This window comes from Aidingimonas lacisalsi (genome assembly GCF_008079445.1).
GTDB classification, from domain to species: domain Bacteria; phylum Pseudomonadota; class Gammaproteobacteria; order Pseudomonadales; family Halomonadaceae; genus Aidingimonas; species Aidingimonas lacisalsi.
The window spans coordinates 51046-75901 of sequence record NZ_VRYH01000005.1 but is presented as its reverse complement, the minus strand read 5'-3'; the positions used below and the strand labels follow the sequence as shown (position 1 = coordinate 75901).

The 24856-nt window shown below is 58.4% G+C and carries 20 protein-coding genes and 5 tRNA genes; 12 read left to right on the top strand and 13 right to left on the bottom strand.

The genetic code is table 11. The annotated features are described in order from the left end of the window. The 4 genes from FVV99_RS11725 (at nt 1) to FVV99_RS11710 (ending at nt 4563) form a co-directional block, all read left to right on the top strand. The gene (locus FVV99_RS11725; protein ID WP_148254272.1) at nt 1-2196 is read left to right on the top strand and encodes an acetate--CoA ligase family protein; all 2196 of its coding nucleotides are present in this window, start codon (nt 1-3) and stop codon (nt 2194-2196) included. Next, the gene (locus tag FVV99_RS11720) at nt 2193-2996 is read left to right on the top strand and encodes an enoyl-CoA hydratase-related protein (RefSeq protein ID WP_148254271.1); all 804 of its coding nucleotides are present in this window, start codon (nt 2193-2195) and stop codon (nt 2994-2996) included. Before FVV99_RS11725 ends, FVV99_RS11720 begins: the two co-directional genes overlap by 4 nt. A gap of 72 nt (nt 2997-3068) precedes the next feature. Beyond that, a complete protein-coding gene (locus FVV99_RS11715) occupies nt 3069-3896 on the top strand; it encodes a cytochrome c oxidase assembly protein (RefSeq protein ID WP_148254270.1) in 828 nt (275 codons plus the stop codon). An 82-nt stretch (nt 3897-3978) separates the two neighbouring features. Beyond that, nucleotides 3979-4563, top strand: a complete 585-nt coding sequence (locus tag FVV99_RS11710) for an SCO family protein (protein WP_148254269.1) — start codon at nt 3979-3981, stop codon at nt 4561-4563. Nucleotides 4564-4568: 5 nt separating this feature from the next. Here the strand turns inward: FVV99_RS11710 and FVV99_RS11705 are convergent, their stop codons facing one another. The 4 genes from FVV99_RS11705 to betI all read right to left on the bottom strand — a co-directional run bounded on the left by FVV99_RS11705 (nt 4569) and on the right by betI (nt 11075). Then, entirely contained in the window at nt 4569-7019 is a 2451-nt protein-coding gene (locus tag FVV99_RS11705; protein ID WP_148254268.1) for an acyl-CoA dehydrogenase, read from the bottom strand. A 171-nt stretch (nt 7020-7190) separates the two neighbouring features. Next, nucleotides 7191-8873, bottom strand: coding sequence for a choline dehydrogenase (gene betA / locus FVV99_RS11700; RefSeq protein ID WP_148254267.1), 1683 nt, complete (start codon nt 8871-8873; stop codon nt 7191-7193). 101 nt (nt 8874-8974) lie between these two features. Continuing rightward, nucleotides 8975-10444: a betaine-aldehyde dehydrogenase gene (gene betB / locus FVV99_RS11695; RefSeq protein ID WP_148254266.1), complete on the bottom strand. Its 1470-nt coding sequence runs from the start codon at nt 10442-10444 to the stop codon at nt 8975-8977. Nucleotides 10445-10472: 28 nt separating this feature from the next. Further along, nucleotides 10473-11075, bottom strand: coding sequence for a transcriptional regulator BetI (gene betI, locus FVV99_RS11690; protein ID WP_201745079.1), 603 nt, complete (start codon nt 11073-11075; stop codon nt 10473-10475). A gap of 279 nt (nt 11076-11354) precedes the next feature. On the opposite strand from betI, the gene FVV99_RS11685 reads away from it, so the two are divergent. The 4 genes from FVV99_RS11685 (at nt 11355) to FVV99_RS11670 (ending at nt 12801) form a co-directional block, all read left to right on the top strand. Next, nucleotides 11355-12323 carry a choline ABC transporter substrate-binding protein gene (locus tag FVV99_RS11685; protein WP_148254265.1) on the top strand — a complete coding sequence of 323 codons (969 nt, stop codon included), beginning with the start codon at nt 11355-11357 and terminating at the stop codon, nt 12321-12323. Between the two features lie 86 nt (nt 12324-12409). Next, nucleotides 12410-12486 (top strand) — tRNA-Met (locus tag FVV99_RS11680). Between the two features lie 128 nt (nt 12487-12614). Then, a tRNA-Asn gene (locus tag FVV99_RS11675) sits at nt 12615-12690 on the top strand. A gap of 35 nt (nt 12691-12725) precedes the next feature. Beyond that, nucleotides 12726-12801 (top strand) — tRNA-Asn (locus FVV99_RS11670). On the opposite strand, the gene ligB is transcribed toward FVV99_RS11670, so the two are convergent. Together ligB and FVV99_RS11660 are read right to left on the bottom strand one after the other, a co-directional pair. Further along, nucleotides 12760-14439, bottom strand: a complete 1680-nt coding sequence (ligB, locus tag FVV99_RS19075; protein WP_407921348.1) for an NAD-dependent DNA ligase LigB — start codon at nt 14437-14439, stop codon at nt 12760-12762. The genes FVV99_RS11670 and ligB overlap by 42 nt on opposite strands. Before the next feature lie 159 nt (nt 14440-14598). Beyond that, on the bottom strand, nt 14599-16683 hold the full coding sequence (locus FVV99_RS11660) for a carboxy terminal-processing peptidase (protein WP_148254264.1): 2085 nt from the start codon (nt 16681-16683) through the stop codon (nt 14599-14601). A 127-nt stretch (nt 16684-16810) separates the two neighbouring features. Between FVV99_RS11660 and FVV99_RS11655 the strand changes: the two genes are divergently transcribed. Next, nucleotides 16811-18109, top strand: a complete 1299-nt coding sequence (locus tag FVV99_RS11655; RefSeq protein ID WP_148254263.1) for a M18 family aminopeptidase — start codon at nt 16811-16813, stop codon at nt 18107-18109. Nucleotides 18110-18163: 54 nt separating this feature from the next. Here the strand turns inward: FVV99_RS11655 and FVV99_RS11650 are convergent. From FVV99_RS11650 to FVV99_RS11630, 4 genes are all read right to left on the bottom strand, one after another. Further along, a tRNA-Met gene (locus FVV99_RS11650) sits at nt 18164-18240 on the bottom strand. A 62-nt stretch (nt 18241-18302) separates the two neighbouring features. Then, nucleotides 18303-19106, bottom strand: a complete 804-nt coding sequence (locus FVV99_RS11645; RefSeq protein WP_148254262.1) for an AraC family transcriptional regulator — start codon at nt 19104-19106, stop codon at nt 18303-18305. Nucleotides 19107-19219: 113 nt separating this feature from the next. Continuing rightward, nucleotides 19220-19591: a hypothetical protein gene (locus FVV99_RS11640; protein ID WP_148254261.1), complete on the bottom strand. Its 372-nt coding sequence runs from the start codon at nt 19589-19591 to the stop codon at nt 19220-19222. Between the two features lie 265 nt (nt 19592-19856). Beyond that, a complete protein-coding gene (locus FVV99_RS11630; RefSeq protein WP_148254260.1) occupies nt 19857-20483 on the bottom strand; it encodes a TetR/AcrR family transcriptional regulator in 627 nt (208 codons plus the stop codon). Nucleotides 20484-20654: 171 nt separating this feature from the next. On the opposite strand from FVV99_RS11630, the gene FVV99_RS11625 reads away from it, so the two are divergent. Continuing rightward, nucleotides 20655-21053 carry a RidA family protein gene (locus FVV99_RS11625; protein ID WP_148254259.1) on the top strand — a complete coding sequence of 133 codons (399 nt, stop codon included), beginning with the start codon at nt 20655-20657 and terminating at the stop codon, nt 21051-21053. A 125-nt stretch (nt 21054-21178) separates the two neighbouring features. Here FVV99_RS11625 and FVV99_RS11620 read toward each other — a convergent pair. Then, nucleotides 21179-21252: transfer RNA gene (locus tag FVV99_RS11620), tRNA-Gly, on the bottom strand. 348 nt (nt 21253-21600) lie between these two features. Then, the gene (locus FVV99_RS11615) at nt 21601-22011 is read right to left on the bottom strand and encodes a CBS domain-containing protein (RefSeq protein WP_148254258.1); all 411 of its coding nucleotides are present in this window, start codon (nt 22009-22011) and stop codon (nt 21601-21603) included. A 516-nt stretch (nt 22012-22527) separates the two neighbouring features. Here FVV99_RS11615 and FVV99_RS11610 point away from each other — a divergent pair. Both FVV99_RS11610 and FVV99_RS11605 read left to right on the top strand, forming a co-directional pair. Then, nucleotides 22528-22857 (top strand): hypothetical protein, encoded by a 330-nt coding sequence (locus tag FVV99_RS11610; RefSeq protein WP_330860364.1) that lies wholly within the window; start codon nt 22528-22530, stop codon nt 22855-22857. 92 nt (nt 22858-22949) lie between these two features. Beyond that, nucleotides 22950-23108: a YqaE/Pmp3 family membrane protein gene (locus tag FVV99_RS11605; RefSeq protein ID WP_148254257.1), complete on the top strand. Its 159-nt coding sequence runs from the start codon at nt 22950-22952 to the stop codon at nt 23106-23108. A 46-nt stretch (nt 23109-23154) separates the two neighbouring features. Here the strand turns inward: FVV99_RS11605 and glpD are convergent, their stop codons facing one another. Next, nucleotides 23155-24669 carry a glycerol-3-phosphate dehydrogenase gene (gene glpD / locus FVV99_RS11600; RefSeq protein WP_148254256.1) on the bottom strand — a complete coding sequence of 505 codons (1515 nt, stop codon included), beginning with the start codon at nt 24667-24669 and terminating at the stop codon, nt 23155-23157. Nucleotides 24670-24856 lie beyond the last annotated feature (187 nt).

The following is a 24856-nucleotide window of genomic DNA, read 5'->3' as shown; positions in this document are numbered from 1 at the left end:
ATGAATCCGATGGAACACCCGCCAGTGACCGATCGTAGTCCGTTGCACGATTTCCTGGCGCCGAATGCCATAGCCGTGGTTGGCGCCTCGCAGGATCCGACCAAGCGTGGCTACAAGGCCATGCTCGGATTGGTCACAGACGGCTTTGCCGGCGCCATCTATCCGATCAATCCCAAGCTGGAGCATGTGCTGGGTGTGCGTGCCTACCCGGACCTGGCCAGTCTTCCTGGACAGATCGATCTGGCGTTGATCTGCACGCCGGCGCACACCGTTCCCGTGCTGCTGCGGGGTTGTGGCAAGGCCGGCGCCAAGGGTGCAGTGATCCTGGCCAGCGGTTTTGCGGAAACCGGGCCGGCAGGCGCCGAACTGGAGCGTGAGGTACTGGCTGTTGCACGTGACGCCGGTGTGAGAGTCATCGGTCCCAATACCTCCGGAATCTTCAATCTCCATCATCGGGTCAATCTGCTGGCACTGGAGAATGTCCGTCCAGGCGATATCGGTATCGTTTCGCAATCCGGCAACATGCTGTTGTCACTGGCACTGGAGGCCCAGCAAAACGGCCAGGTTGGCTTCAGTACCTATGTGGGGCCCGGCAATCAGACCGACATCGGCTTCGACGATTATCTGCGTTATCTGGGAGAAGACGACAAGACCCGGGTGGCGACCCTGTATGTCGAAGGATTCCGTGATGGTCGACGCTTCTTGGATGTTGCCAGGCAGGTGTCGGCCGTCAAACCGGTCGTGGTGTACAAGTCGGGCAGTACCGAACTCGGTCGGCAAGCGGCCAGTTCACACACGGGGGCCCTGGCGGGAAGTTACGCCATGACGGTCGATCTGCTTCGCCAGTCCGGTGTGAGCGTAGTGCAATATTCCGATGAGATCCTGCCCGTGGCGGAAGGTCTGGGATTGCTGCAGCAGGCGAGGGGCAAGCGCGTGGCCATTCTCGCCGATGGTGGCGGGCAGGCGACCATTGCTTCCGATCGTCTCGCCGAAGCGGGTCTACAATTGGCAACCTTGAGTGATGTGACGCGCCAGCGCCTGGCCGAGGTGTTGCTGCCCCAGGCGTCATTGGCCAACCCGGTGGATGTCGCCGGCTCGAGTGATGCCACCCCCTCGGTCCTGGCGGACTGTATGGCGATTCTGGCCGATGACGATGCTGTCGACAGCGTGTTCCTGGTCGGCATGTTCGGCGGCTATCACTTGCGGTTCGCCGAAGAACTGCTGGGGGACGAGATGCGAGGCGCCGAGACCATGATCGAACTCGACCGCCGGACCGACAAGCCACTGGTGATCTACAGCCTCTATGCGCCGGTTAAACCGCCGGCGTTGCGACGTTTGCACGAAGCCGGGCTGCCGGTCTATCACTCCATCGAGCATGCGGTTCGGGTGCTGGCCGCTCTGGGAGAGCGGGGGGAATACCTGCAAACCACGACATCATCCGAGTGGGCGACGACGGTGATACCACATCCTGAGCAACAGACGGTTCTTGCACGAGCACACCAGGAAAAACGCGATTTGCTCGAGCCGGAGGCCAAGGCGCTTCTGGGCGCGCACGGCATACAGGTCCCGAACGAGACAGTGGCGCGTCATATCGATGAACTCGGCACGATCGCCAGGGAGTTCGGCGATCGTGCGCTGGCGATGAAAGTGGTCTCGAAGGACATCCTGCATAAATCCGATGCTGGCGGCGTCCAGCTTGACCTCAATGGCGAGCCGGCATTGCGCGAGGCGTATACCCGGATGCTCGCATCCTGTCGGGCCCAGGTCCCGGAGGCCGATATCGAAGGCGTACTGATCACTCCGATGGCGCGCAAGGGCACCGAGGTGATCGTTGGGATGATTCGCGACCCGATCTTCGGTCCCGTGTTGATGTTCGGGTTGGGCGGCATATTCGTCGAGGTGCTGGAAGACGTGGCATTCCGGGCCATTCCGTTGTCGCGGCAGGATGCCCGTTCAATGGTATCGCAGATCAAGGCCAAGAAGGTGTTCGAGGGAGTGCGTGGCGCGGCGGCGATCGATCAGGAGGCGCTTGTCGATCTATTGATGAAGGTATCGTCGGTGGTTACGGCGTATCCCGAGATCGAGTCGCTGGACCTCAATCCGGTCATGGCCTATCCGTCGGGGTATGCCGTGGTGGATGCACGCATCATCGTCGACAGGACGGTGTCTGTTCAGTCGGAGGGAGAAACCGCATGAGGCAACCCACGTTACAGGATGCCCGATTGTCGCTCGACTCACGCGTCGCCACCTTGACGCTGGATCGCCATGACGTGCGCAATGCGCTGACCGGCACGCATCTGATCGATGACATCGTGGCAACGGCTGCCTGGGCCAACGACAGTGAAGAGGTATCGGTGCTGGTCATCACCGGCGCCGGTTCGAGCTTTTCGGCCGGCGGCAACGTCAAGGACATGGCGGAACGGCGGGGCGATTTTGCCGGCAACCCTGCCGAGGTGGCCGAGCGTTATCGTCGTGGCATCCAGCGAATCCCCCTGGCCATGCAGGCTCTGGAGGTACCGGTGATCGCGGCGGCCAATGGCCCGGCGATCGGTGCCGGTTTCGATCTCGCCAACATGGCCGATATCCGCATCGCGTCGAGCCGTGCCAAGTTCGGTGAGACGTTTCTCAATCTGGGCATCATCCCGGGAGATGGCGGCGCCTGGTATCTGCAACGTTTGATCGGTTACCAGCGTGCCTTCGAACTGACCCTGAGTGGCCGGGTGATCGATGCCGAAGAAGCCCGGGAACTGGGAATCGTGCTGGAGGTCGTTGCACCTGACGCGTTGACGGAACGTATCGATGAACTGGCCGGACGGATCGCTGAGCAACCGCCCAAGGCGACACGATTGACCAAACGTCTGATGACGATGGGACAGCGCATGGAGCTCAAGGAGTTTCTCGATCTATGCGCGACCTTCCAGGGCATGTGCCACAACGAACCGGAACATCTCGAGGCGGTGAACCGGATGCTGGACGCCATGAAGAAGTCGACGTAGTGGTTTGACCCGAGTTGCCGGGGCAGCGATGATGCGCTCTGCATCTGCAGAGTGAACCGGTGAGTTTGGTCTATGTCATGGGAAGGCTGGCTGAATGCGCTGTTGCCGTATGAGTGGTCGCTGTTGGCTATCGTTTTCTACGTTGGTCTGGCGGTACTGTACTGGCGTGGCGCCGCGGTGTATCGCCGCCAGGGGGAAGCGCCTGCGCGGTGGCGCTCATGCGTCTTCTGGACAGGACTGGTGCTGGGCTATGTCGTCATGCATACCCAGTTCGACTATTACGCCCAGTTCATGTTCTTCATGCACCGTATTCAGCATTTGGTATTGCATCACGTTGCTGCCTTTCTGATCGTCTTGGCGAATCCGTGGCAGATTCTGGCGGCCGGCTTTCCACCGGGTCGCGTCAAGCAGCAATTGGCGAGGTGGTTGGCATCATCGCCGATACAATATCTGTACCGTGGACTGCAATATCCCCCCGTGGCCGGGTTTTTATTCGTCGGGCTGGTCTACCTGTGGCTGATTCCCGATGTCCATTTCCGTGCCATGCTGAGTCATCCGCTGTATCTGGTGATGAACTGGAGCATGCTGCTTGATGGTCTGCTGTTCTGGTGGTTGATCCTGGATCCCCGGCCACAAGCATTGCGTCTTGCCTGGCGCTTGGTGTTGCTGTGGTTCGTGACCGTGTTGCAACTCGTGGTGGGCGCTTACATTGCATTGAGTCGTTCCGAGCTCTATGACATTTACGCGCTTTGTGGCCGGGCCTGGCCGATCGATCCACAACAGGATCAGGTATTGGGTGGCATCCTGACCTGGGTTCCTCCGGGGATGATGTCGGCACTGGCCGTTCTACTACTCATCAGGCGGGTCATGCGCAATCAGGTGTCGTCTGTCGCCGGCTGACTGGGCCCCGTGGCCGTGGTCAACCGCTCCGGATGTCAATGTCAGCAACTGTCATGGTTGAAAGAGCAATCAGGAGAAGGGAATGGTCAGAGCCTTGTGTGTCGCCTCGGTGCTTTTCTTGTTGGCCGGCTGTGGTGGGACGTCGCCCGACTGGAACGGCCGGGACGTGACAGGCGTATTGCCGGATCTGCGTTTCGAGCTGACCGAAGAGAGTGAGCGTGATGTGACGGCGAGTCGTTATGAGGGCAAGCCGGCCCTGGTATTCTTTGGCTGGACCAACTGCCCGGACGTGTGCCCGGGAACCTTGCGAAGTATCGACAAGGCCATTCAAAGCCTGCCAGACGGTCAGCAGGATGAGGTGAACGTACTCTTCATCAGTGTCGATCCCGAGCGTGATACGCCACGGCAACTGCGTTCTTACACCGATGGCTTTGGCCCTCAGTTCATCGGTTTGACCGGCTCGCAGTCGCAATTGTCGTCACTGACCAAGCGTCTGAGGGCGACGTATGGCTACGGTGACAGCGATGAAGAGGGCAATTACGAGGTGTCTCACAGCATGGCCATTTACGGTTTCGATGCCGATGGCCAGGCGCGGGTCATGCTCGAAAGCAACCGACCGACCGAAGACATCGCCGAGGATATCGAGCGGTTGCTTTCGCTGTCATGAGCGGATCAGGCGATATCGTGCTCGACCACTTTGTCGCGATGCAGGGCAAAGGCGTCGAAGGCGAAATCGTCAACGGTCAGCATATCCAGTACCCGGGCCTCGAAGTCCCGCATGAAGTCGGCATCCTCCTCACTGATGAGACCGGTTGCGTAGGCGGCTTCCAGCCGCTGTTCCGGATGTAGCGCGTCGGCGTCGATCTCTCCCTTGCTATACGCCTTGTCGATGCGCCGGTAAAGCGGCTCCGCACGTGGGTAGTCTTCCAGCAGCGCGTTGTAGCGTGCCAGCGGATTGTCGCGTTGATCGCTACCTTGATAGTCCCAGGTATTGTCGAGCAGCTTTTCACGCAACATGGTGGGGCGCGATACCGCCTGAGCAATCTCCCGAGTGAGGTCGTCCGTGGGTTGGTGCCAGTGGCGGCCCAACGGCATGACGATGCGTGCCAGGACGCGTGCCATTCCTCGGTTGGGGAAGTTGTCGAACAGCTCGACGAAAGCCTGTTCCGCGCGGTAGAGCAGGAAACGGCAACTGTAGTGGAGCAGTGTGGCTTCGCCTTCCACATTGTCACTTTCATGCCACTGTTTCAGCACCATGGACGTGAGATAGAGGTTGGATAGTACATCCCCCAGTCTGGCCGACAGCATCTCACGGGACTTTAGCCTGGAGCCGAGGCTGGCCATGGCTGCATCGGCACAAAGCCCGAAGCCTGCGGAAAGGCGCGCGACGTCTTGCGCGTAGGGGGCGGCCACTTCATCGAACGGCGTCGTCGTCTTCCCGATACCCAGCCCCTGGGTCAGGGCCCGGGCGGCATTACCGAAAATCAGGCCGGCATGGGCAAAGATCGCCTTGTCGAAGGCCTGAACGTCGTTGGCGTCCTTGGCGGCCAGTTCATCGAGGACATAAGGATGGCAACGGATGGCCCCTTGCCCGAAGATCATCAGGTTGCGGGTCATGATGTTGGCACCTTCCACGGTGATGGCCACCGGATTGGCACTGTAGCCGATGCCGAGATAGTTGCGGGGACCCAGCGTGACGGCTTTGCCTCCATGAACATCCATGGCATCCGCCAGCACCCGCCGCTGGAATTCAGTCAGTTGGCTCTTGAGGATGGCCGAGGGAACGGCCGGTCGTTCCCCATGATCGATCATGTTGGCTGTCTGCAGGACGGTGCTCTGAGCGATATACGTCAATGCCGCCATGCGCGCCAGCGGTTCCTGAATCCCTTCCATTTCGGCGATCGGAAGATTGAACTGGCGTCGCAAGCGGGCGAAGCCTCCGGTCCATCCCAGTGCATATCGTGCCGTTCCGGTTGCCCCCGACGGCAGCGTGATGCAGCGTCCGACCGACAGACACTCGACCAGCATCCGCCAGCCCTGTCCGGCCATCTCCGGTCCACCGATGATCGTATCGATCGGAACGAAGACATCCTTGCCCTTGATCGGCCCGTTCATGAAAGGACTGCCGATGGGGTGGTGACGTCGGCCGATGTCAATGCCGGGTGTTTGTCGCGGAATCAGCGCACAGGTGATTCCCAGATCCTGGGTATCACCCAGCAGACCGTCCGGATCGAACATGCGAAAGGCCAGACCGATAACGGTGGCGATGGGCGCCAGAGTGATCCAGCGTTTCTCGAAATTCAGCCGCAGGCCGAGAACCTCCTGGCCGTCGATGACCTGCTTGCAGACGATGCCGGTATCGGGCAGGGCCGTGGCATCGCTACCGGCCCGGGGGCCGGTGAGGCCGAAACAGGGGAGTTCACGCCCATCGGCGAGGCGCGGTAGATAATGGTCTTTCTGCTGTTGGGTGCCGTATTTGAGCAGCAACTCACCCGGCCCCAGCGAGTTGGGCACGCCGACCGTGACCATCAGGGTTTCGTTGACCGCCAGTTTCTGGAGAACCAGGGATTGAGCCTTGGCGGAGAAGCCCAGGCCGCCGTACTCCTTGGGAATGATCATGCCGAAGAAGCCTTCGCGCTTGAGATAGTCCCAGAGTTCGGCCGGCAGGTCGGTACGCTCTCGTGCGATTTCCCAGGCATTGCACATGCCGGCGGCGACATGGCATTGATGATCGATGAAGGCCTGCTCTTCTTCGTTAACGCCATCGAAGCGCTGGTTCATCAACTGGTTCCAGTTCGGACGCCCGGTGAAGAGTTCGCCATCCCAGCCGACACTACCGGCATCCAGTGCGGCGCGCTCGGTATCGGAAACGTTGGGAGCCACTGTCTTGAAAAGCGAGAAGAGTCGAGGAGTCAACCATCGACGACGTAGGGCCGGTAGGCCGCAGGCGGCGATGATGGCGGTAACGATCAGCAGGATAACGCCTGTCAGGGGGGCACCGATGAGTATGCCGATGAGGCCGGCGATCCCCGTCATGCCGGTGGCGGCTATCGATCCGGCTTCACGACGCATGATTACGAGCAAGCCAATGATCGTCAGAATGATGAGCAGAAGTGGGAGCATGCGAGACCTCCGTGCTTGGCAGGAGCACCATCAGCGGGTGAACCGTCCGTTGGGTCTAACGGTCGTTTGAATTAGCTAGGCTAGTGTATTTCTGGCGTGCTGACTAGGGGGCGTTAAAAAGCCCCGACGTCGCGGGGCCTGACAAGGGGAAACAAACGCATGATGATGGCCTCAGCGTTGCGGGGAATGCTGAGCTGGTGTGTCATTGGCCACATAGTATGGTGCCGTGGAGCGAGGAAGCGGTTCATGGCCCCGGATCTTGTCGGCCATCTTCTCCGCGAGCATGATCGTCGGCGCGTTGAGGTTACCGGTGGGTATCACCGGGAACAGCGACGCATCCACGACTCGCAGACTTTCAAGCCCATGGACGCGTCCCGCGCCATCGACGACCGACTCTGCGTCATTGCCCATACGGCAAGTGCCACAGGGATGATAGGCGGTCTCTGCATGGGCGCGCACGAAAGCGTCCAGCTCGGTATCGGATTGCACTTCGGGCCCTGGCGAAATCTCGCGACCGCGATAGGGATCCATGGCCGGTTGAGCAATGATCTCGCGCGTTTTTCGGATGGCATCACGGAATTCCTGCCAATCCTTGTCGGTAGACATGTAGTTGAACAGGATGCTGGGAGCGGCTTTGGGATCGCGCGAGGTCAGGCGAACCCGGCCCCGGCTTTCCGAGCGCATCGAACCGACGTGCGCCTGGAATCCATGCGCCTGCACGGCACTCTTGCCATTGTAGCTGATAGCGATCGGCAAGAAGTGGTATTGCAGGTTGGGCCACTCTTCGGTGTCATCGGTGCGAATGAAGCCGGCTGCTTCGAACTGGTTGCTGGCGCCGACACCAGTCCCCATGAATAGCCATTCGGCCCCGATTTTTGGCTGGTTGTACCATTTCAAGGCCGGATACAACGAAATCGGCTGTGTACATTCGTACTGGATGTACATCTCCAAGTGATCCTGCAGATTCTGGCCTACGCCATTGATGCCGTGAACCACGGGGATGTCGAACTCCGTGAGGTGGTCGGGATCGCCGACGCCGGAACGCATCAGAATCTGGGGCGAAGCGATTGCGCCGGCGCTGAGCAGGACTTCTCGGCGAACGTAGGCGTCGGTCGTTTCGCCCTTGTGTTGAAAACGCACGCCCACGGCGCGTCTGCCTTCGAAAAGGATGCGGTCGGTCGTCGCCCGGGTCAGGATGGTCAGGTTGGAGCGCTGCTTTGCCTGGTCGAGATAGCCACGCGCAGTCGAGGCGCGACGGCCGTTAGGCGTGACGAAACGGTCCATTGGACCGAAGCCTTCCTGTTGATAGCCGTTGACGTCATCGGTACGCGGGTATCCCGCTTCGACACCTGCCTCGATAAAGGCGTGATAGAGCGGGTTATTGCCCGGTTTGGGAGTGGCAACGCTGACTGGCCCGTCACCGCCATGATAGTCATTGGGACCGATGTCGCGGGTTTCGGCCTTCTTGAAATAAGGCAAGCAGTCGGCGTAAGCCCAATCGTCGAGGCCGGGATGCTTGGCCCAGTTGTCGTAGTCGAGGGCGTTGCCGCGAATGTAGCACATGCCATTGATCAGTGATGAACCGCCCAGGCCCTTGCCACGACCGCATTCCATCTGGCGGTTGTCCATATGTGGCTCGGGGTCGGTTTCGAAGGCCCAGTTGTAACGCTTGCCTTGCAGAGGGTAGGCGAGAGCGGCGGGCATCTGGGTCCGGAAATCGAAACGGTAATCCGGGCCACCGGCCTCAAGAAGCAGTACCTTTACGTCCTTGTCCTCCGTCAGGCGCGTGGCCAACACGTTACCGGCTGAGCCGGCGCCGATAATGATGTAGTCGAATTCGCGAGCCTGCGACATCGACAAGCCCTCCTGTCAGTCGGAAAAAATGGGGTGGCCGACGTGAGAAAGCCCCACGTCGGATTCATGTCATAGCGTATCGGGTGTACTGGAGCGCGGCGCTAGAACACGGACTCGAAAGGCCCCATCTCCAGTTGCACGGATTTGATCTGGGTATAGTGATCGAGTGTCGACATGCCGTTCTCGCGGCCCACGCCGGATTGCTTATAACCACCGACCGGCATTTCGGCGGGGGAGTCGCCCCAGGTGTTGACCCAGCAAATCCCTGCTTCAAGGCGGTGAATGGTGCGGTGTGCACGATCCAGGCGCTCCGTGAACACGCCGGCGGCCAGCCCGTAGTGGGTATCGTTGGAGCGACGTATGACGTCATCTTCATCATCGAAGGCCAGTATCGACATCACAGGCCCAAAAATTTCTTCCCGTACGATACGCATGTCGTCGGTACAGTCGGTGAATACCGTCGGCGCAGCCCAAGCGCCCTTGGCGAAGTCACCTTGGTCCCAACGGTCGCCGCCGATCAGCACCCTGGCACCTTCCTGTTTGCCGAGATCGATATAGGAGAGCACTTTTTCCTGATGTTCGAAGCTGACCAGCGGACCGAAGTTGATGCCCGGATCACGCGGATCGCCAGCCTTGATGCGTGCAACGCGCTCCTGGATCTTGTCTTCGAAGGCGCTCTTGATCGAGCGATGGACGAAGACCCGTGTACCGTTCGTGCAGACCTGACCGCTGGAGTAGAAGTTGGCCATCATGGCGGCGTCGGCGGCCCGGTCGAGGTCGGCATCGTCGAAGACGATCAGGGGGGATTTGCCGCCCAGTTCCATGGTGACGTCCTTGAGGCTGGAGCCTGCCGCTGCAGACATCACCTGCTTGCCGGTACCGACTTCGCCGGTGAAAGAAATTTTGTCGATGCCATCATGGTTGGTCAGCATCTGGCCGACACGGCCATCCCCCTGAACCACGTTGAAAACACCGTCCGGGAGTCCCGCTTCCGTGAATATTTCCGCTAGTTTCATGGTCGTCAGCGGGGTGATTTCACTGGGTTTGAACACGACGGCATTGCCTGCCGCCAACGCTGGGGCGGATTTCCAGCAAGCGATCTGGATGGGATAGTTCCAGGCGCCGATGGAGCCGACGACTCCCAAGGGTTCACGCCGGGTGTACACGAAAGATGTCTCACGCAGGGGAATCTGCGTGCCTTCGATGGCCGGAGCGAGGCCTGCAAAATATTCCAACGCATCGGCACCGGTCACGATATCTACGGCAGTGGTTTCACTGATCGGTTTGCCAGTGTTGAGCGTTTCGAGTTCGGCGATGTCATCGTTGTGTTCGCGTAATAGCGCCACGGCACGGTGCAGGATGCGCGCGCGTTCCATGCCGCTCATGGCCGCCCAGAGCCGTTGCCCTTCTCGTGACGAGGCGACAGCCCTGTCGACATCGGCCTGCGATGCCTGCTGAATGTCGGCAAGTACCTCGCCATTGAAGGGGTTGGTGACAGTAAAGGTCTCACCGGAGGTGGCATCAACCCGCCGACCGCCGATATAGAGTTGCTGGGTTGCGAATGTCGTCATGGCATCCTCCTGAATAGTGGGCCAAGAGCTACGAAGCCCTCTCGGTCGTTTGTGCGAGTTGCTTGTCGAGATAATCGTAGGCCAGGTGTCGGGTGCGTTCGACATCGAGGCCTTCCGGAGCCAGTGCGCCGCGCAGCCACAATCCGTCGATCATGGCGGCCAGCCCTCTGGCGCAGTGTCGGGCTTGCTGTTTCGACATGCATTGCCGAAATTGGTGGCATAGATTGGAGAAAAGTCGTCGGTCGTTGACGAATTGGAGTCGTTGCAGGTCGTGTTTGTGCATGCTGCTGGCCCAGAACGCCAACCAGGTTTTCATGACCGACTGGCTGACCTGACTGCGATCGAAGTTACCATCGATGATGGCGCGGAGATGATCGCGTGGCGATTGCGATGTCAGATGATTGCGCCGTTGGGCCACGGCCTGACCGAGATCCCACAATATCTGTCGCATGGTGGCCTCGAGAAGGCCGTCCTTGCCACCGAAATAATGGCTGATGATGCCGGCCGACACGCCGGCACGGCGGGCGATACGCACGACTGTCGCATCGGCGAGGCCGACATCATCGATGGCTTCCATCGTGGCCTGAATCAGTTGACGGCGGCGAATGGGCTCCATTCCGAGTTTAGGCACCGCAAGTCACTCCTCTGTTGAATGTCGTCCGGTCGATTCCACGGCCAGGTTGCGTTTTACTGATAAGGAGTCGGGCTAGCCATGAAGGACGACTTCGATTATGGTGAACAGTATGCCTCTTTTTTATTGAACGTTCAATCAATAAAAAGGGTGTATGCAAAGTCTCTTGTACATTCGCCCTTTGCAAGCACATGTACAAGTACCGAAAGTCTTGGCTGTTGATGGCCGTCTTGAGGCAACAGCCTGAACTGAAGGTGTGATATCAGGAGCGATAAACCCATGCATAAGATAAATACGACGTTCAAAACCTCCTTGTTAGCGTTAGGCACGGGGGCCGTTACGCTGAGTGCAGCGCCATTGATGGCCCAGGAGCCGGAAAGCTGTGAAACCGTACGCTTTGCAGAAGTGGGATGGACCGACATCACGGCCACAACGGCGCTGACGAGTGAGGTTCTGGATGCACTGGGCTATGAACCCCGTATCGATACCGTCTCCGTTCCGGTTGCCTACTCGGGCATGGTCAGTGGGGATTTCGATGTTTTTCTGGGAAACTGGATGCCGTCCATGGAATCCATCAGCGATCCCTATATTGAAGACGGTGACGTGGACCGTGTAGGCGTCAATCTGGAAGGGGCCAAATACACGCTGGCCGTTCCGCAGTACGTGCATGAGGCGGGTGTCACTTCCGTCGAGGATCTGAATGAGCATGCCGAAGAGTTCGGCAGTCAGATCTACGGTATCGAAGCCGGCAACGACGGCAACGAATTGATCCAGAACATGATCGATGACGATGCGTTCGGTCTCGGTGATTGGGAACTGGTCGATTCCAGTGAAGCCGGCATGCTGGCAGAAGTGCGTTCCAAGACTGGCAGCGAAGACTGGATCGTCTTCCTGGGTTGGGAACCGCACCCGATGAATACCAACTTCGACATTGCGTATCTCGAAGGAGCCGATGACTACTTCGGACCGAATCTTGGTGGCGCGACTGTTTACACCAATACGCGTGCCGGTTATGTCGATGAGTGCGGTAATGTCGGCGAACTGTTGAATAACCTGCAGTTCACGTTGGAAATGGAAAACGAGCTGATGGGCGATATCATGGAAGGCAGCGCCGATCCTCGTGAATCGGCCCGTGCCTATCTGCAGGAGAATCCCGAGGTTCTCGACGAGTGGCTCGATGGTGTCACGACTCGCGACGGTGACGACGGTCTCACGGCCGTTAAGTCCGAATTGGGCATTGATGAGTAATTGATGCATCGCGGACTTGCCTTCGTGCAGGTCCGCGTGCATAATTCGCCTCCGTCGCCGGACGTGGCAAGGATATAGGCGGCGATGGCTACGTAGCTCAGCTGGTTAGAGCACATCACTCATAATGATGGGGTCCCCTGTTCGAATCAGGGCGTAGCCACCAGCGGAATATCGCGGTGCCCGTATGGCTGGCCCAGCGGGCGCTTCTTTTTTCGTCTCAACGGCTTCCGGCATTTTCGCCCTTGACCTGAAAGACGATATCCGTATACTGCCACGCGTGTTCCGGGATGTTCCCCGATAGCTCAGTTGGTAGAGCAAATGACTGTTAATCATTGGGTCGCAGGTTCGAGTCCTGCTCGGGGAGCCAACACCGAAACACCGTCCATAGATCGTATCGTCTATTCCCCGATAGCTCAGTTGGTAGAGCAAGTGACTGTTAATCACTGGGTCGCAGGTTCGAGTCCTGCTCGGGGAGCCAGCCTTTCATCAGCGATATGATTTCCTCGTGATGGAAAAAGTCCACCAGCCGTTTAGCAGTCACGGGACCGATACCTGTATACTGCTGCCATTGTTCACGCGTTCTAGCTTGCAGTCGCGATAGGCCTTCCAGACCGTTCACCTGATCGAGAACACGCACGCCTGCCGGTGGCATGCCTAATGCCTTTATCCAGGTGGCGAGCGGCTTGTTGCGAGCAGCCTGGAAACTGAGCCGCCAATTTGTTGCCCGGGCGCTTCCCACACCGGGCAATTCCTCTAGCTGTTCGCTACTCAGGTCCTGCCAGTCGAGCAGTGAGTCGACCAATCCGGCGTCGACCAGCGTTTCCCAGCTACCTTTACCGATGCCGGTCATGTCGAGTCCCGTCTGGCTTGAAAGCCAGGTCAATCTGGCGAGAAATTGTTCTCGACACCCCGGTGTGAGCCTCAGGCAGCTCAGTTCATGATAACGCTCGGGGTCGGGTGGCGTGATGGGTGGGCGTGGTTCGGTCGCTATCAACACTTGGTCCAGCGTTGGAATGGTATGGCCGGCAAGCGATATGCTGACTTGATCGCCGGGTCGAACGTCGAGAGTTCGCCAGTGGTCAACCGATCCGAGACTGACGCGGCTTATCGTCCGGCTATTGAGTTCAATGGGGGCGAGGTGAGCCATTGGCGTGATCTTGCCTGTACGCCCGATCGTGAAGGAAATGTCGCGAACGAGTGCCAGACCTTGCCTAGCGGGATACTTCCAGGCAACCGCCCATGCGGGAGGCGATGGTTGCCAGGTGTCGCTGCTGGGGCGCCTTGACTGACGTATCACGATGCCGTCGGTGGCGAAAGGCAGTGCCTGCCGATACCAGTGGCGCCGCCACCGAATCACGTCTGTCGCTTGGTCGATCGGCTGGCTGTATCTGGCACTGTTGTCGAATCCCCAAACGGTCAGTTTCTCCAAACGCTGGGCCATGTCGTTGGGGCCATTGGGCCAGTCCCACACGAACAAACCGATATCATGGGCGATGCCAGGTTGCCATGCGTGCCTTGCCATGAGTCCAATGATGGCGCTGCGGGCGCCATCGCTTCCCATGCGGGCCTGTACATGAGCATCGCGACGTTGATAGAGCTCGCCCTGCAGCACGACACGGGAGGGTGCGTCGTTGGGTAGCCGCTGCGGTGCGGAGTCGATATACCGGAGTCGTTCCGTCCAGTCTTGTCCGAATGTGCCGTTACCGCGGCTTATCGCCCGTTCGAGTCGTCCGTGCTGATAGACGAGAGTGACAGCAACGCCATCGACTTTGGGCTGCACCCACAGGTCCGCATGTCGTCGCCGTTCGACCCAGTCAGCCATGGCCTCCCGGTCAGCTAACTTGTCCAGCCCGGTCTGGGGGATGGGGTGCTTGATCTCGTCATGCTGGGTGCGAGTGAATGTATCGGGGAGTGCGGTATCGGCGAGACAGGCTTGCCAGTCGTCCAGACGACGGCGGGCCTGCTCGTAGATGCCGTCGGGCACGCGGCGTTCACCTTGTCGATAATAGGCTTCATCCCACTGGGCCAGCTTGGTCCTCAGGCTCTCGACGGCCTGTTCGGAAGGGGGATGGGAGCCTGCACAGGGTGGTTGGGCCGTAGCTGACAATGGTGCCATGCCTGCCCATAGCAGCACGAAGCAGAGTCTGATGTCCGGGATCATCCATGGCAGGCGACGCGCTTTCGAGAAGCGAGAACGGTAATGAGATGGCATGCAGCCCTCCTTGGCTTATGCATCACGTCCTGAATTGTGGCGCCTTGTCCGTTCCAGCTCGGTTCAAGGCTGTTGCGACAACTGGGCGTAGTCCAGCAGGATCTCGGCACTTTCTAGAGTCTGGGCTCGGTCGATGGGTTCACTGTCCGGGCCATCGACCGTATCGAGGCCGTTTTCGCTCTCCGTGTCATCGTTACTATCCTCGCCGCGGGCTTCCCCCCAGTCGTCGATCGTTTCCATGCCGAGAGCCTGACGACGCTGGTTTTCCAGTGAAAGCTGCTCGCGTTCCTGCGCTTCCATCTCTCGCTGTCGCTGTTCGCGGTTGAGGCTGACACTGGTATGTTGTTCACGCAGACGCTTGGCGAGTTCCGCTTGACGCTGCAGGTAAACGAAGTTGGGGTCGTTGGCGATCCGCTCGTCATGGCGAGCCTCGAGCTCATCGAGATACTCTTCTGGCGTACCATAGAGTCGGTACTGCACTTCGCGTACCGTGTCCCATTCCAGGGCGTTGTCGAGACTGCTTTCGCCAATCTCGTCCGGGTCGATCAGGCTCGGGTAGGCAATGTCGGGTTCCACGCCACGGTGTTGTGTGCTCTCACCGGAGATGCGATAGAACTTGGCACGGGTCAGTTTGATTTCACCATGGCTGAGTTCGTTCATGGTCTGGACCGTACCCTTGCCGAAGGTGCGGCTACCGAGTACCAGCCCGCGGCCGTAATCTTGAATCGCCCCGGCAAAAATTTCCGATGCCGAGGCGGATAACCGATTGACCATTACGCCGAGGGGGCCTTCGTACATGACACCCTGTTCGGTATCGCCGTAGAGACTGATACGTCCGCGTGCGTCGCGAACCTGAACTGTGGGGCCGCGATCGATGAAGAGGCCAATCAAGGAATTGGCTTCCTGCAGGGCGCCGCCGCCGTTGCTGCGCAGATCGAGAATGATGCCTTCGACTCCGGTCTGCTTGAGCGTCTCGATTTCATTGGCGACATCTCGGGTGGTACTGCGATACTCTTCCTCGCCGGCTTGCCAGGCATCGAAGTCCACGTAGAAATTGGGGATCTCGATGATACCGATCTGTTGAGTTTCCCCGTCTCGCTCTACCTCGACGACTTCGCTATTGGCGGCTTGGTCTTCCAGATTGACGGTATCGCGGGTGATTTCGATCGTTTCCGTCCGGGTGATATCGACGGCTTGGGCAGGGACGATTTCCAGCTTGACGACCGACCCCTTGGGCCCCCGGATCAATTCCACGACGTCATCGAGTCGCATGCCGATGACATTGACCATTTCGTCGCTGTCTTCCTGCCCCACGGCCACGATGCGATCCGCCGGCTCGAGTTTGCCGGACTTTTCGGCCGGTCCGCCGGGAACGAGGCTGGAGACCTTCACATACTCGTTTTCGGTTTGCAGCATGGCACCAATGCCTTCCAATGACAGGCGCATCTGGATGTCGAAGGATTCTCCCTGACTGGGAGACAAGTACTCGGTATGAGGGTCAATGCTGCCGCTGACGGCGGCCATGAAGAAGCCGAGAACATCTTCGCTGTTGGTCTGCTCCACGCGGGTCAACTGGCCCTCGTATCGCTGGCGCAGGCTCTCCTCGATGCTGTCGTCTTCCTGATCGTTGAGCGATAAGGTCAAGGCGGCATTCTTCAGCCGTTTGTCCCATAATTCATCGAGATCCTCCATGCGCCTGGGCCAGGGGCTATCCTCGCGATCGAGCTCCATGCGCTCGTTGCTATCGAAACTGAAGTCGAGACCTTGGTCGATTTCGTCGAGAATCCAGTTCAACCGGTCTTCCTGACGCTCCTGAAAGCGTGCATACAGTTCAAAGACACGGTCGAGTTCGCCACTGAGCAGCGCGTCGTCCATCTCGGTTTCCAGATCCTGGAACGCGTCGATATCTCGGCGCAGCAGGTAGGCACGCTGGGAGTCCAGAATATTCAGGTAACGGTCAAATGCCTGTTGAGACCAGTCGTCATCAAGGCTGACGTCGGCGTAGTGGCCGTAGCGTAGCGAATCGGCAACTTCAATTGCGGCCTGACGTTGCTCCTCAGAAGGCTCAAGCGGTTCCGCGACCGCCATGCTGAATGGCAGCATCAGAAAGATGATGCTGGCCGTCCGTTTGGCTGCACTCAGGCTCATCGAAGCTCTCCCGAATTCATGTACACTTTCTTCCCTAGACCCGCGGTTCGGTGTGCGAGTTGCGCCTGCCGAGCTCGCATTGTAGCAGCCTGTGTCGCAAGACACAGACCCCATCGATGAGGAACTTATGCCCCACGACCAGACAATGGAACCTTTGCTCGACTTTTTGCAGCATTCCCCTACACCTTGGCATGCTGTGGCAAACATGTCCCGGCGTCTCGAGCAGGCTGGATTTCGTCGCCTGGAAGAGACGGACTCCTGGCAACTGTCACCCGGGGAGAGGGTCTTTGTCACGCGTAATGATTCCTCCCTGGTCGCGATGCAGTTACCGAAGGATCGTTTGACGGCATTGCGAATGATCGGGGCCCATAGCGATAGCCCGGGGTTACGACTCAAACCCAACGCGGCTCAGACTGCCCACGGATGGTTACAGCTTGGTGTCGAGGTCTACGGCGGCGCCTTGCTGGCGCCTTGGTACGACCGCGATCTGAGTGTCGCCGGACGTGTGCATGTGCGGCATGACGATGGCGAGATCAGCCCGGTGTTGATCGATGTCCGGGACCCCATTGCCATGATACCCAGCCTGGCGATTCATCTCGACCGAGAGGCGAACGACGGTCACTCCATCAATCCGCAGACTCAGATGTCTCCGGTCATGTTGCAGGGTGGGGGCAAGCAGGACTTCGAGCATCTGCTCGCACGGTGGGTGCGCGAGCAACACCCATTGCAGGATGTCACGGCACTGGGCTTCGAGTTGGCGCTTTATGATGTGCAACCCCCGGCTCTGGTCGGCGTTGACCGGGAGCTGCTGGCCAGCGCCAGGCTAGATAACCTCTTGTCTTGTTTCATCGGGCTGGAAGCGTTGCTCAACAGTGATGGTAGCCAGGGGGCCGTGCTGGTAGCCAATGATCACGAGGAAGTCGGTAGTGCCAGTGCCTGTGGAGCCCAGGGGCCGTTTCTGGGCGATGTATTGAAGCGAGTCAATGAACAGTTGGGGGACGCCGGCGACGAAGGCTATATCCGTTTGATCCAGGCATCGCGGATGATTTCGTGCGATAACGCGCATGCCTTGCATCCGAACTTTGCCGATAAGCACGATGAAGGGCACGGACCGACACTCAATGGTGGCCCGGTGATCAAGGTCAATGCCAACCAGCGTTACGCTACCAATAGTGCAACAGCGGCGCTGTTTCGTGATCTCTGTCGTGAAACCGACGTGCCGGTACAGACCTTCGTGACTCGTGCCGATATGGGATGTGGTAGCACGATCGGCCCGATCACCGCGACTGAAGTCGGGGTCCCGACATTGGATGTGGGGGTGCCTCAGTGGGCGATGCACTCCATTCGCGAGACGGCCGGGGTAAGCGATGTCGACTATCTGACGCGTGCGCTGACGGCTTTCGTCGATCGCCGCGAGTTGATATGACCGCCGGCAAGGACCAACGACAAACCCCGCCGGTTGTCCGGCGGGGTAGAAGCCTGGTGGCTACGCCCTGACTCGAACAGGGGACCCCATCATTATGAGTGATGTGCTCTGACCAACTGAGCTACGTAGCCAACGGGAGCGCATCCTACTGCCAAGGATGGAGGGCGTCAAGCGCAGAGCAACCCGGTCGCTGTCAGGGTATGGCAAGGGAATGGCTGGACACGGTCGAGGTGCGCCGGAGTTCGCTGGGCGGTTGCCCATAGGTTCGTCGAAAGGCATGTGATAGCGCGCTCTGGTTGGCAAATCCGGTATTGGCCGCGACTTCGGATATAGGTAAGCGAGTCGTGGTCAGTAGATAGCGCGCCGAGCCGAGTCGTTGTTGCAGCAGGTACTGATAGGGCGTCAGGCCGGTTTGTGTGCGGAAGCATTCGCTGAAGTGCGCTTCACTCAAGCAGGCTTCGGCAGCCAGGTCGGCCACCGTCAGACGCTTGTGCAGGTGATGCTGAATGAAGCGATCCAGTGCCTTGATGTCGAGCCGGCGCGAGTGTCGTGTCGGTAAGTGGGGGTGCAGACGTGTGTGCAGACAACCCAGAAACGTCGTGGCAAGCATGTCGCCCGATACGCTTTGCGATGGACCTGACTGACCATGGGATTGGGCAAGCTCGTGGGTCAGAAAGTCCATATACAGTTTGAGTGGTTCATCGAGGGCGAAGAAGCGTGGAGCATCGAACAAACGCGTCAATTCGTGATTTGGGCCCGTCAGTGCGGGAGCATCCAGCGGCAGGTCTAGAATCAATTGGTGGTTCTCACCGATGCCTTCATAGTAATGCACATGGTTGGCCGGGACGATGCAGCCCGACAGGGACGCAATGGAGCCACCCAACCCCTCTATTTCGAATTCGGCGTTACCTTTCAATCCGATGACGATCTGATGGAAGTCGTGTGCATGGTGTTTGGTGGTATTGTCGAGGGGGATCAAGCGGATGGCACTAGGCATGCGTCACCTCATCGGCCAGTGAGTCTGCGTATTGTCGTTATAGCCATGCTGGGCTTGTATGCGCCTACCGGTATGAGGATATCATAACCCGACTGTGTGCCGTTCCGGAGATGTCAGGAACGATGCGGATCCTGGCGCAATGCATCGCGTGCGGCCAGATGATCGCGCAGTATGGCCAGCTCCTGGCGCCCGGTTCGCGATAGTAGCGAGCCGCCATGCGACACTTGCCAGGGTCGCCCGTAGTCGCTCATGAGTTGTTGAGCGCGTCGTCGAACCCCTTCAAGGTAATCGTCGTGACGTACCGGATACCCGACAATGGCGTTCCACTCAGTCTCCGTGACATAGCCGTTGAGCGTCTTGTCGAAGACCGCCAGCAGATCTTCGGGTTCTGTGCGGTAGCGTGGCGTTCGAGACACCAATAGAATGCCGATCATTGTGCCGAAGACAAGCAGGCAGACGGCGAATACCAGCAGAAAAAGTGCCATGACCGAAGCCTATATTCCGGTTCGCGTTCTATGCCGTTTCATTCACTAGGCCCTCGATCGCGAAGCGGTATCCATGCGGCATGGAGGTTGGAGAGGGCGCAACATTGGCTACCCTCCAACTACTCCGACTCGCCTATGATTCTAACATGACAATGGCGTCATGCAGAGGACACGATTATCGAACCGGGCTCGGCGTCGGCGAGGACACTGCGTGCCCATGCGTTCTCTCCAAATGCTGTCGTTGCGGCTGTCGAGCTCGAGTTGTTCACCTGGAACGACTAGGTGCTGCAGGGTGGTCAGTTCGTTTCACTAACAGGCCTGAAGCCATGTGCCGAAACGCTTCGATAGCGTTTGGCAAAACCGATCGCGGCTCTTCGCTTGCCGCTACCCATAAGGCCGCGTTCAGCGCCGCACCGTTGAGAAGGTGAGCCATGGCGTCGACGTCAATAGGCTTCAGAGTACCTTTGGCGATCAGGCTGGTGACCGCTTGTCGCGTCCTTTGCAGACAGGCATTCTGGCTCGGCCATTGCGACGGATCGCCGAGGAATGCAGGTCCGTCTAACAGCACGATCCGCTGCACCTCGGGGTCAAGTGCCATCTCGATATAGGCAGCTCCTTCGGCGAGCAGCCCCTCCCAATCGTCTTCCGTTGCCGCACCAACCTCTTGCGCTCGTTTGGCCATTTCACCATCAATCTGGGCGACAACGGCGGCGAGTAGCCCCTTCTTGTCGCCGAAGTTGTGATAGAGCGCCCCACGGGTTAGGCCGACATCCGCCGTCAGTTCATCCATCGAGGCTGCAGCAAAGCCCTTTTCGGCAAACGCCCTGCGTGCGGCCGAGGTCAATTTGGCACGATTCTCTTCCATCGTTTCGATACGGCTTTTTGCGGCCATGGTTCACCCTTATTCCGGATACGTAACGTATCTGATTTGACATACGTCGCGTACCCTGTATATTTTTATATACGTTACGTATATCAAATCTCGCCACCTCTCGTGAAGTCCCGGCTGCTGATGGCGAAATCGGTTTCGCGCGAGACAACGATACCCTAGAAGGAGTATGATATGACGCAACGCGATGCCGTTTTCCCCGCAAACCGGCATGCTCTCTATGAGGAGCATGGCTATTCGGCCGCGATTCGCTCCGGCGATCTGCTGTTTGTTTCTGGCCAAGTCGGCAGCCGTTCCGATGGCTCGCCGGAACCGGACTTTACCGATCAGGTTCGGCTAGCTTTCGCGAACCTGGAGGCGACGCTCACTGCTGGCGGCTGCACCTTCGGGGACCTCGTCGATGTGACGACCTTCCACACGGACCCCGAAAGTCAGTTCGAAAGCATCATGGCCGTGAAGCGTGACATATTCCCACGAGCTCCCTACCCCAACTGGACTGCGGTCGGTGTCAACTGGCTTGCTGGTTTCGATTTCGAAATCAAGGTAATCGCCCGAATTCCTGATGACGCGTAGCCCGGCGCAAAGCGTGAGTCGCATAGGAGCTACCCGACTGGGAAAAGCCGTTGAGAGATAAAGCGGCGTGGTTGAGGGGGTTACGGCTTAACGGAAAGGACTGTAGAGAACCGTTGAGAGACGATTGGAGCGGGTGAAGGGAATCGAACCCTCGTCTTAAGCTTGGGAAGCTTCTGCTCTACCATTGAGCTACACCCGCAACGCGGTTTCTATAGTAAATCCAGTGGCTTATGTTAAGCAAGCTGTCTCACGTTTTTGCCGGATTCTGCTAGCTAAGCGCTTGTTTTAGCGTTTTATTGGTGTGTCGTGCGAGGCAGTGGCGCCTAGCTATGGCATCCGGACACAATTCTTTCGAATTTCATGGATAATTTTCGTCAGGCTGTGGTCACAGAGTACAGACGCATTCATTTCGGCAATAGCAGTCATGTAGAGATTTGCGTCTTTTTGCTAGTCGTTTCGATCCTTTCGCCGCCACATGACAACATGTGGCGGCTTTTATTTGGGTGTGCCAGCCTACCCGGTGGTGTCTCTTGGGTCGTGTCGTGCGCTATCGCCCCGTGCGCATGCGCAGGATGGCGTTGAGAACATCTCGTCGTGTCACGATGCCTACCAGACGCTGTTGCTCAACGACCGGATAGACTTTCGGTTTGGTGCCGAGCATTTCCTGGGCGAGGTCCGTAATGCTTTTGCTAGGCGTAACAGCTAACACCTCATGACGCATGAGTTCGCGCACCAGCGGCGGTTCATCGTTGAGATAGGCGCTCTCCAGTACCTTCCCCAATACATCCTGTTCAGAGATGAAACCGATCAGGAAGTCGCGTGCGTCGACGACCGGGGCGCCCGGTAGCCTATGCAATGCCAGTCCGGAGACCAGTGTCGTCACCGCGGTGTTGGCACTGACGCGATAGCAGTCACGGGACATGATGTCGCGAACGATGGTGGGTGCCGTGTTGGGCATGGTCAGTCTCCTTGTACCCAGGGTCTTAACCCGAACATACGCTATCATGACGCTGGCTGCCCTCTACCGTTATCCAGGACCGGCCTCGCTCCCTCGTTCAGCGTGTGTCAGACCACGGTTGACGCGAATGAGGTGGGAGCAGCCAGTCCTGTGAACGAAGCATCGCCAAATGCCGGGCAGTCGCAGTCTCCATAACGCTTCACGCATTCAGCATAGCTGAGTCTGGTGCAGGTTATCCGTGGGCTGCCTGATACGCGAGCCAACGATGTCCGACGAGAACCGGCTCGTGGTGCAGAGTCGCCCGTGATACGACATTGACGATTCGATGAAGGCCAGCGATGAAGGAACCAGTTGCGCGGCATGGGTTCCAATAATGAACAGGCCCATCTCCGGAGCCCCTTGAAACGGAGTTGGTGTGCTATCACTTTGTAGAAAAGGACGTTTGAACGCACCACAAATTTGCCGATAACACACGTGATGGTCGTGTGATCGCCTATTGTCTCGGAGTCGTCCATTATGGATGCGCGCGAATATCTCGCCAGAAAAGGCATCGACCTCGATGAAGAGGGCGACAAGCCGAATACCTTGGAGGAGTTGGCTTGGTCCAGAGCCCGTGAGGCGGGACAACATCGTCCCAATAGCGGTACGCCCCATGACTGGGAGGATTGGGAGCGCTACCACGATACCCTTACTCAAGGTGCCGAACGGATCGAGCAGAAGATCGATCCTGATGCGCATTTACACTATTGTGAAAGTGTTGGGGTGTTTGATCCCGAGATCCATAGCGTACCGTCGCGGGAGACGATGGCAAAAAAGGAGGAGTCATCGCGGCAGGGGGGAGGGTGACATCGTCAAGTGATGCTCAGGCCGAGCGTCACGTATGGGCATCCCAGCCGAAAGACGATGGCAAGCAACATGATCAGGGAGGAGGCAGAAAGATGGATCCGATTCGTATCATTTTAGCGATCATCCTGCCGCCAGTCGGCGTTTTCCTGCAAGTCGGCCTGGGCGTGCATTTCTGGGTGAACATTCTGTTGACGATATTGGGCTATGTGCCGGGCATAGTTCATGCTGTCTGGATCATTGCCCGTCGATGATCGGTCGTATCTCTGCCTGACGGATAGGGCAATGGCATGAGGGAAATCATGCTGTATGGCGTTGATGATGCTGTCGGTGGCTGGTGAGGTAGTCCCGTAGACGCCGATGGGCCTCGTCGTCTAGGCGCAGTCCCAGCTTGGTACGCCGCCAGAGAATGTCGTCCACTTCATTGGCCCATTCGTTGGTGACCAGGTAGTCCACCTCTCGCTGAGTGAGTCCAGCGCCAAACGATTCCCCCATGTCCTGTATTGACTGACAGCCGTCCAGAAAGTCGAGGCACAAGGTGCCGTAGCTGGAGGCGAAGCGACGCGCACGGCTCTCGCCCAGAAACGGGTAGTCTCGTAACAACTGGCGTTCGAAGTGCTGTTGCGATTCGATATCGCCGCCGGGCAGGCAAGTGTCGGCAGTCCATCGCGCTCCCATGTGCGGGAAGTGGCTGGCAAGCGATTGCAAGGCGGCTTCCGCCAATTTGCGGTAGGTGGTGATTTTGCCACCATAGACCGACAGCATGGGCGCTCCACTTTCATCCAGGTCCAGTGTGTAGTCGCGTGTCATCGCTGACGGGTCTGCCGATTCGTCATCGCACAAGGGGCGTACGCCTGAAAAATGGCTGATGATATCCTTGCGACCGATCGTTTCGCTGAAATGATGGTTGGCGACGTCGAGGAGGTAATCGATTTCCTCGTCAGCCATGGTCACTTGCGCCGGGTCACCTTCATAACGTTTGTCCGTGGTACCGATCAGACTGTAATCCTGCTGGTAGGGAAGTACGAAGACGATGCGCCCATCGCGGTTCTGAAGGATGTAAGCACGATCGTCCCGGTTCAGCCGCGGTACGATCAAGTGACTCCCTTGGATCATCCGAATCCCGTAACGAGGTTGCCGTCGGGCACCGTGGCGAATGAATGACTCTACCCATGGGCCGGCTGCGTTCACCAGTACGTTGGCCTGGCAGGTATGCGTCTCGCCGGTCAGCGTATCGGCTAGCGTCAGTATCCATTGACCCTGCGACTCGCGGACACCGATACAGCGTGTTCGGATCATGATGTCGGCACCATGATGGCGGGCCTGCATGGCGTTCAGTACCACCAGTCTGGAATCGTCTACCCAACAGTCGGAATACTCGAACCCCTTGGTGATCTCCGGTTGCAAGGGACTGTTGCGGTCAAAGCGGAGGCTGCGTGAGCCGGCGAGGCTGTCACGTTTGCCAAGGTGATCGTAGAGAAAGAGTCCTGCACGAATCATCCAGGCTGGGCGCAAATGGGGCTGATGGGGAAGAATGAAACGTAGCGGCCAGACGATGTGCGGTGCTTTCTTCAGCAGTACCTCCCGCTCTTTGAGTGCTTCACGTACCAGGCGAAATTCGTAATGTTCCAGGTAGCGTAGACCGCCATGGATCAATTTACTGCTGGCTGAAGAGGTAGCGCTGGCCAGGTCTCCCTGCTCACAGAGGCCGACCGTCAGTCCTCGGCCAGCGGCATCATTCGCGACACCTGCGCCATTGATTCCGCCCCCTATCACGAACAGGTCGTAACAGCGGGATACAGGGATGTCTCTCATATCGTTCTACACTGTGAATGTTTGAAAACGAAAATATACGAACATGAAGGGAACATCAATACTGAAATGTGTCATGCCTGCCATCGGATAGCTGAAGACAGCTCTATGGCGCCGTATGGAAGGGTGTTGAAAAGGTGGTTGTGCTCAGTGATTTTTCACTATTGATGCGATAGTTTCGGAAAAGAAC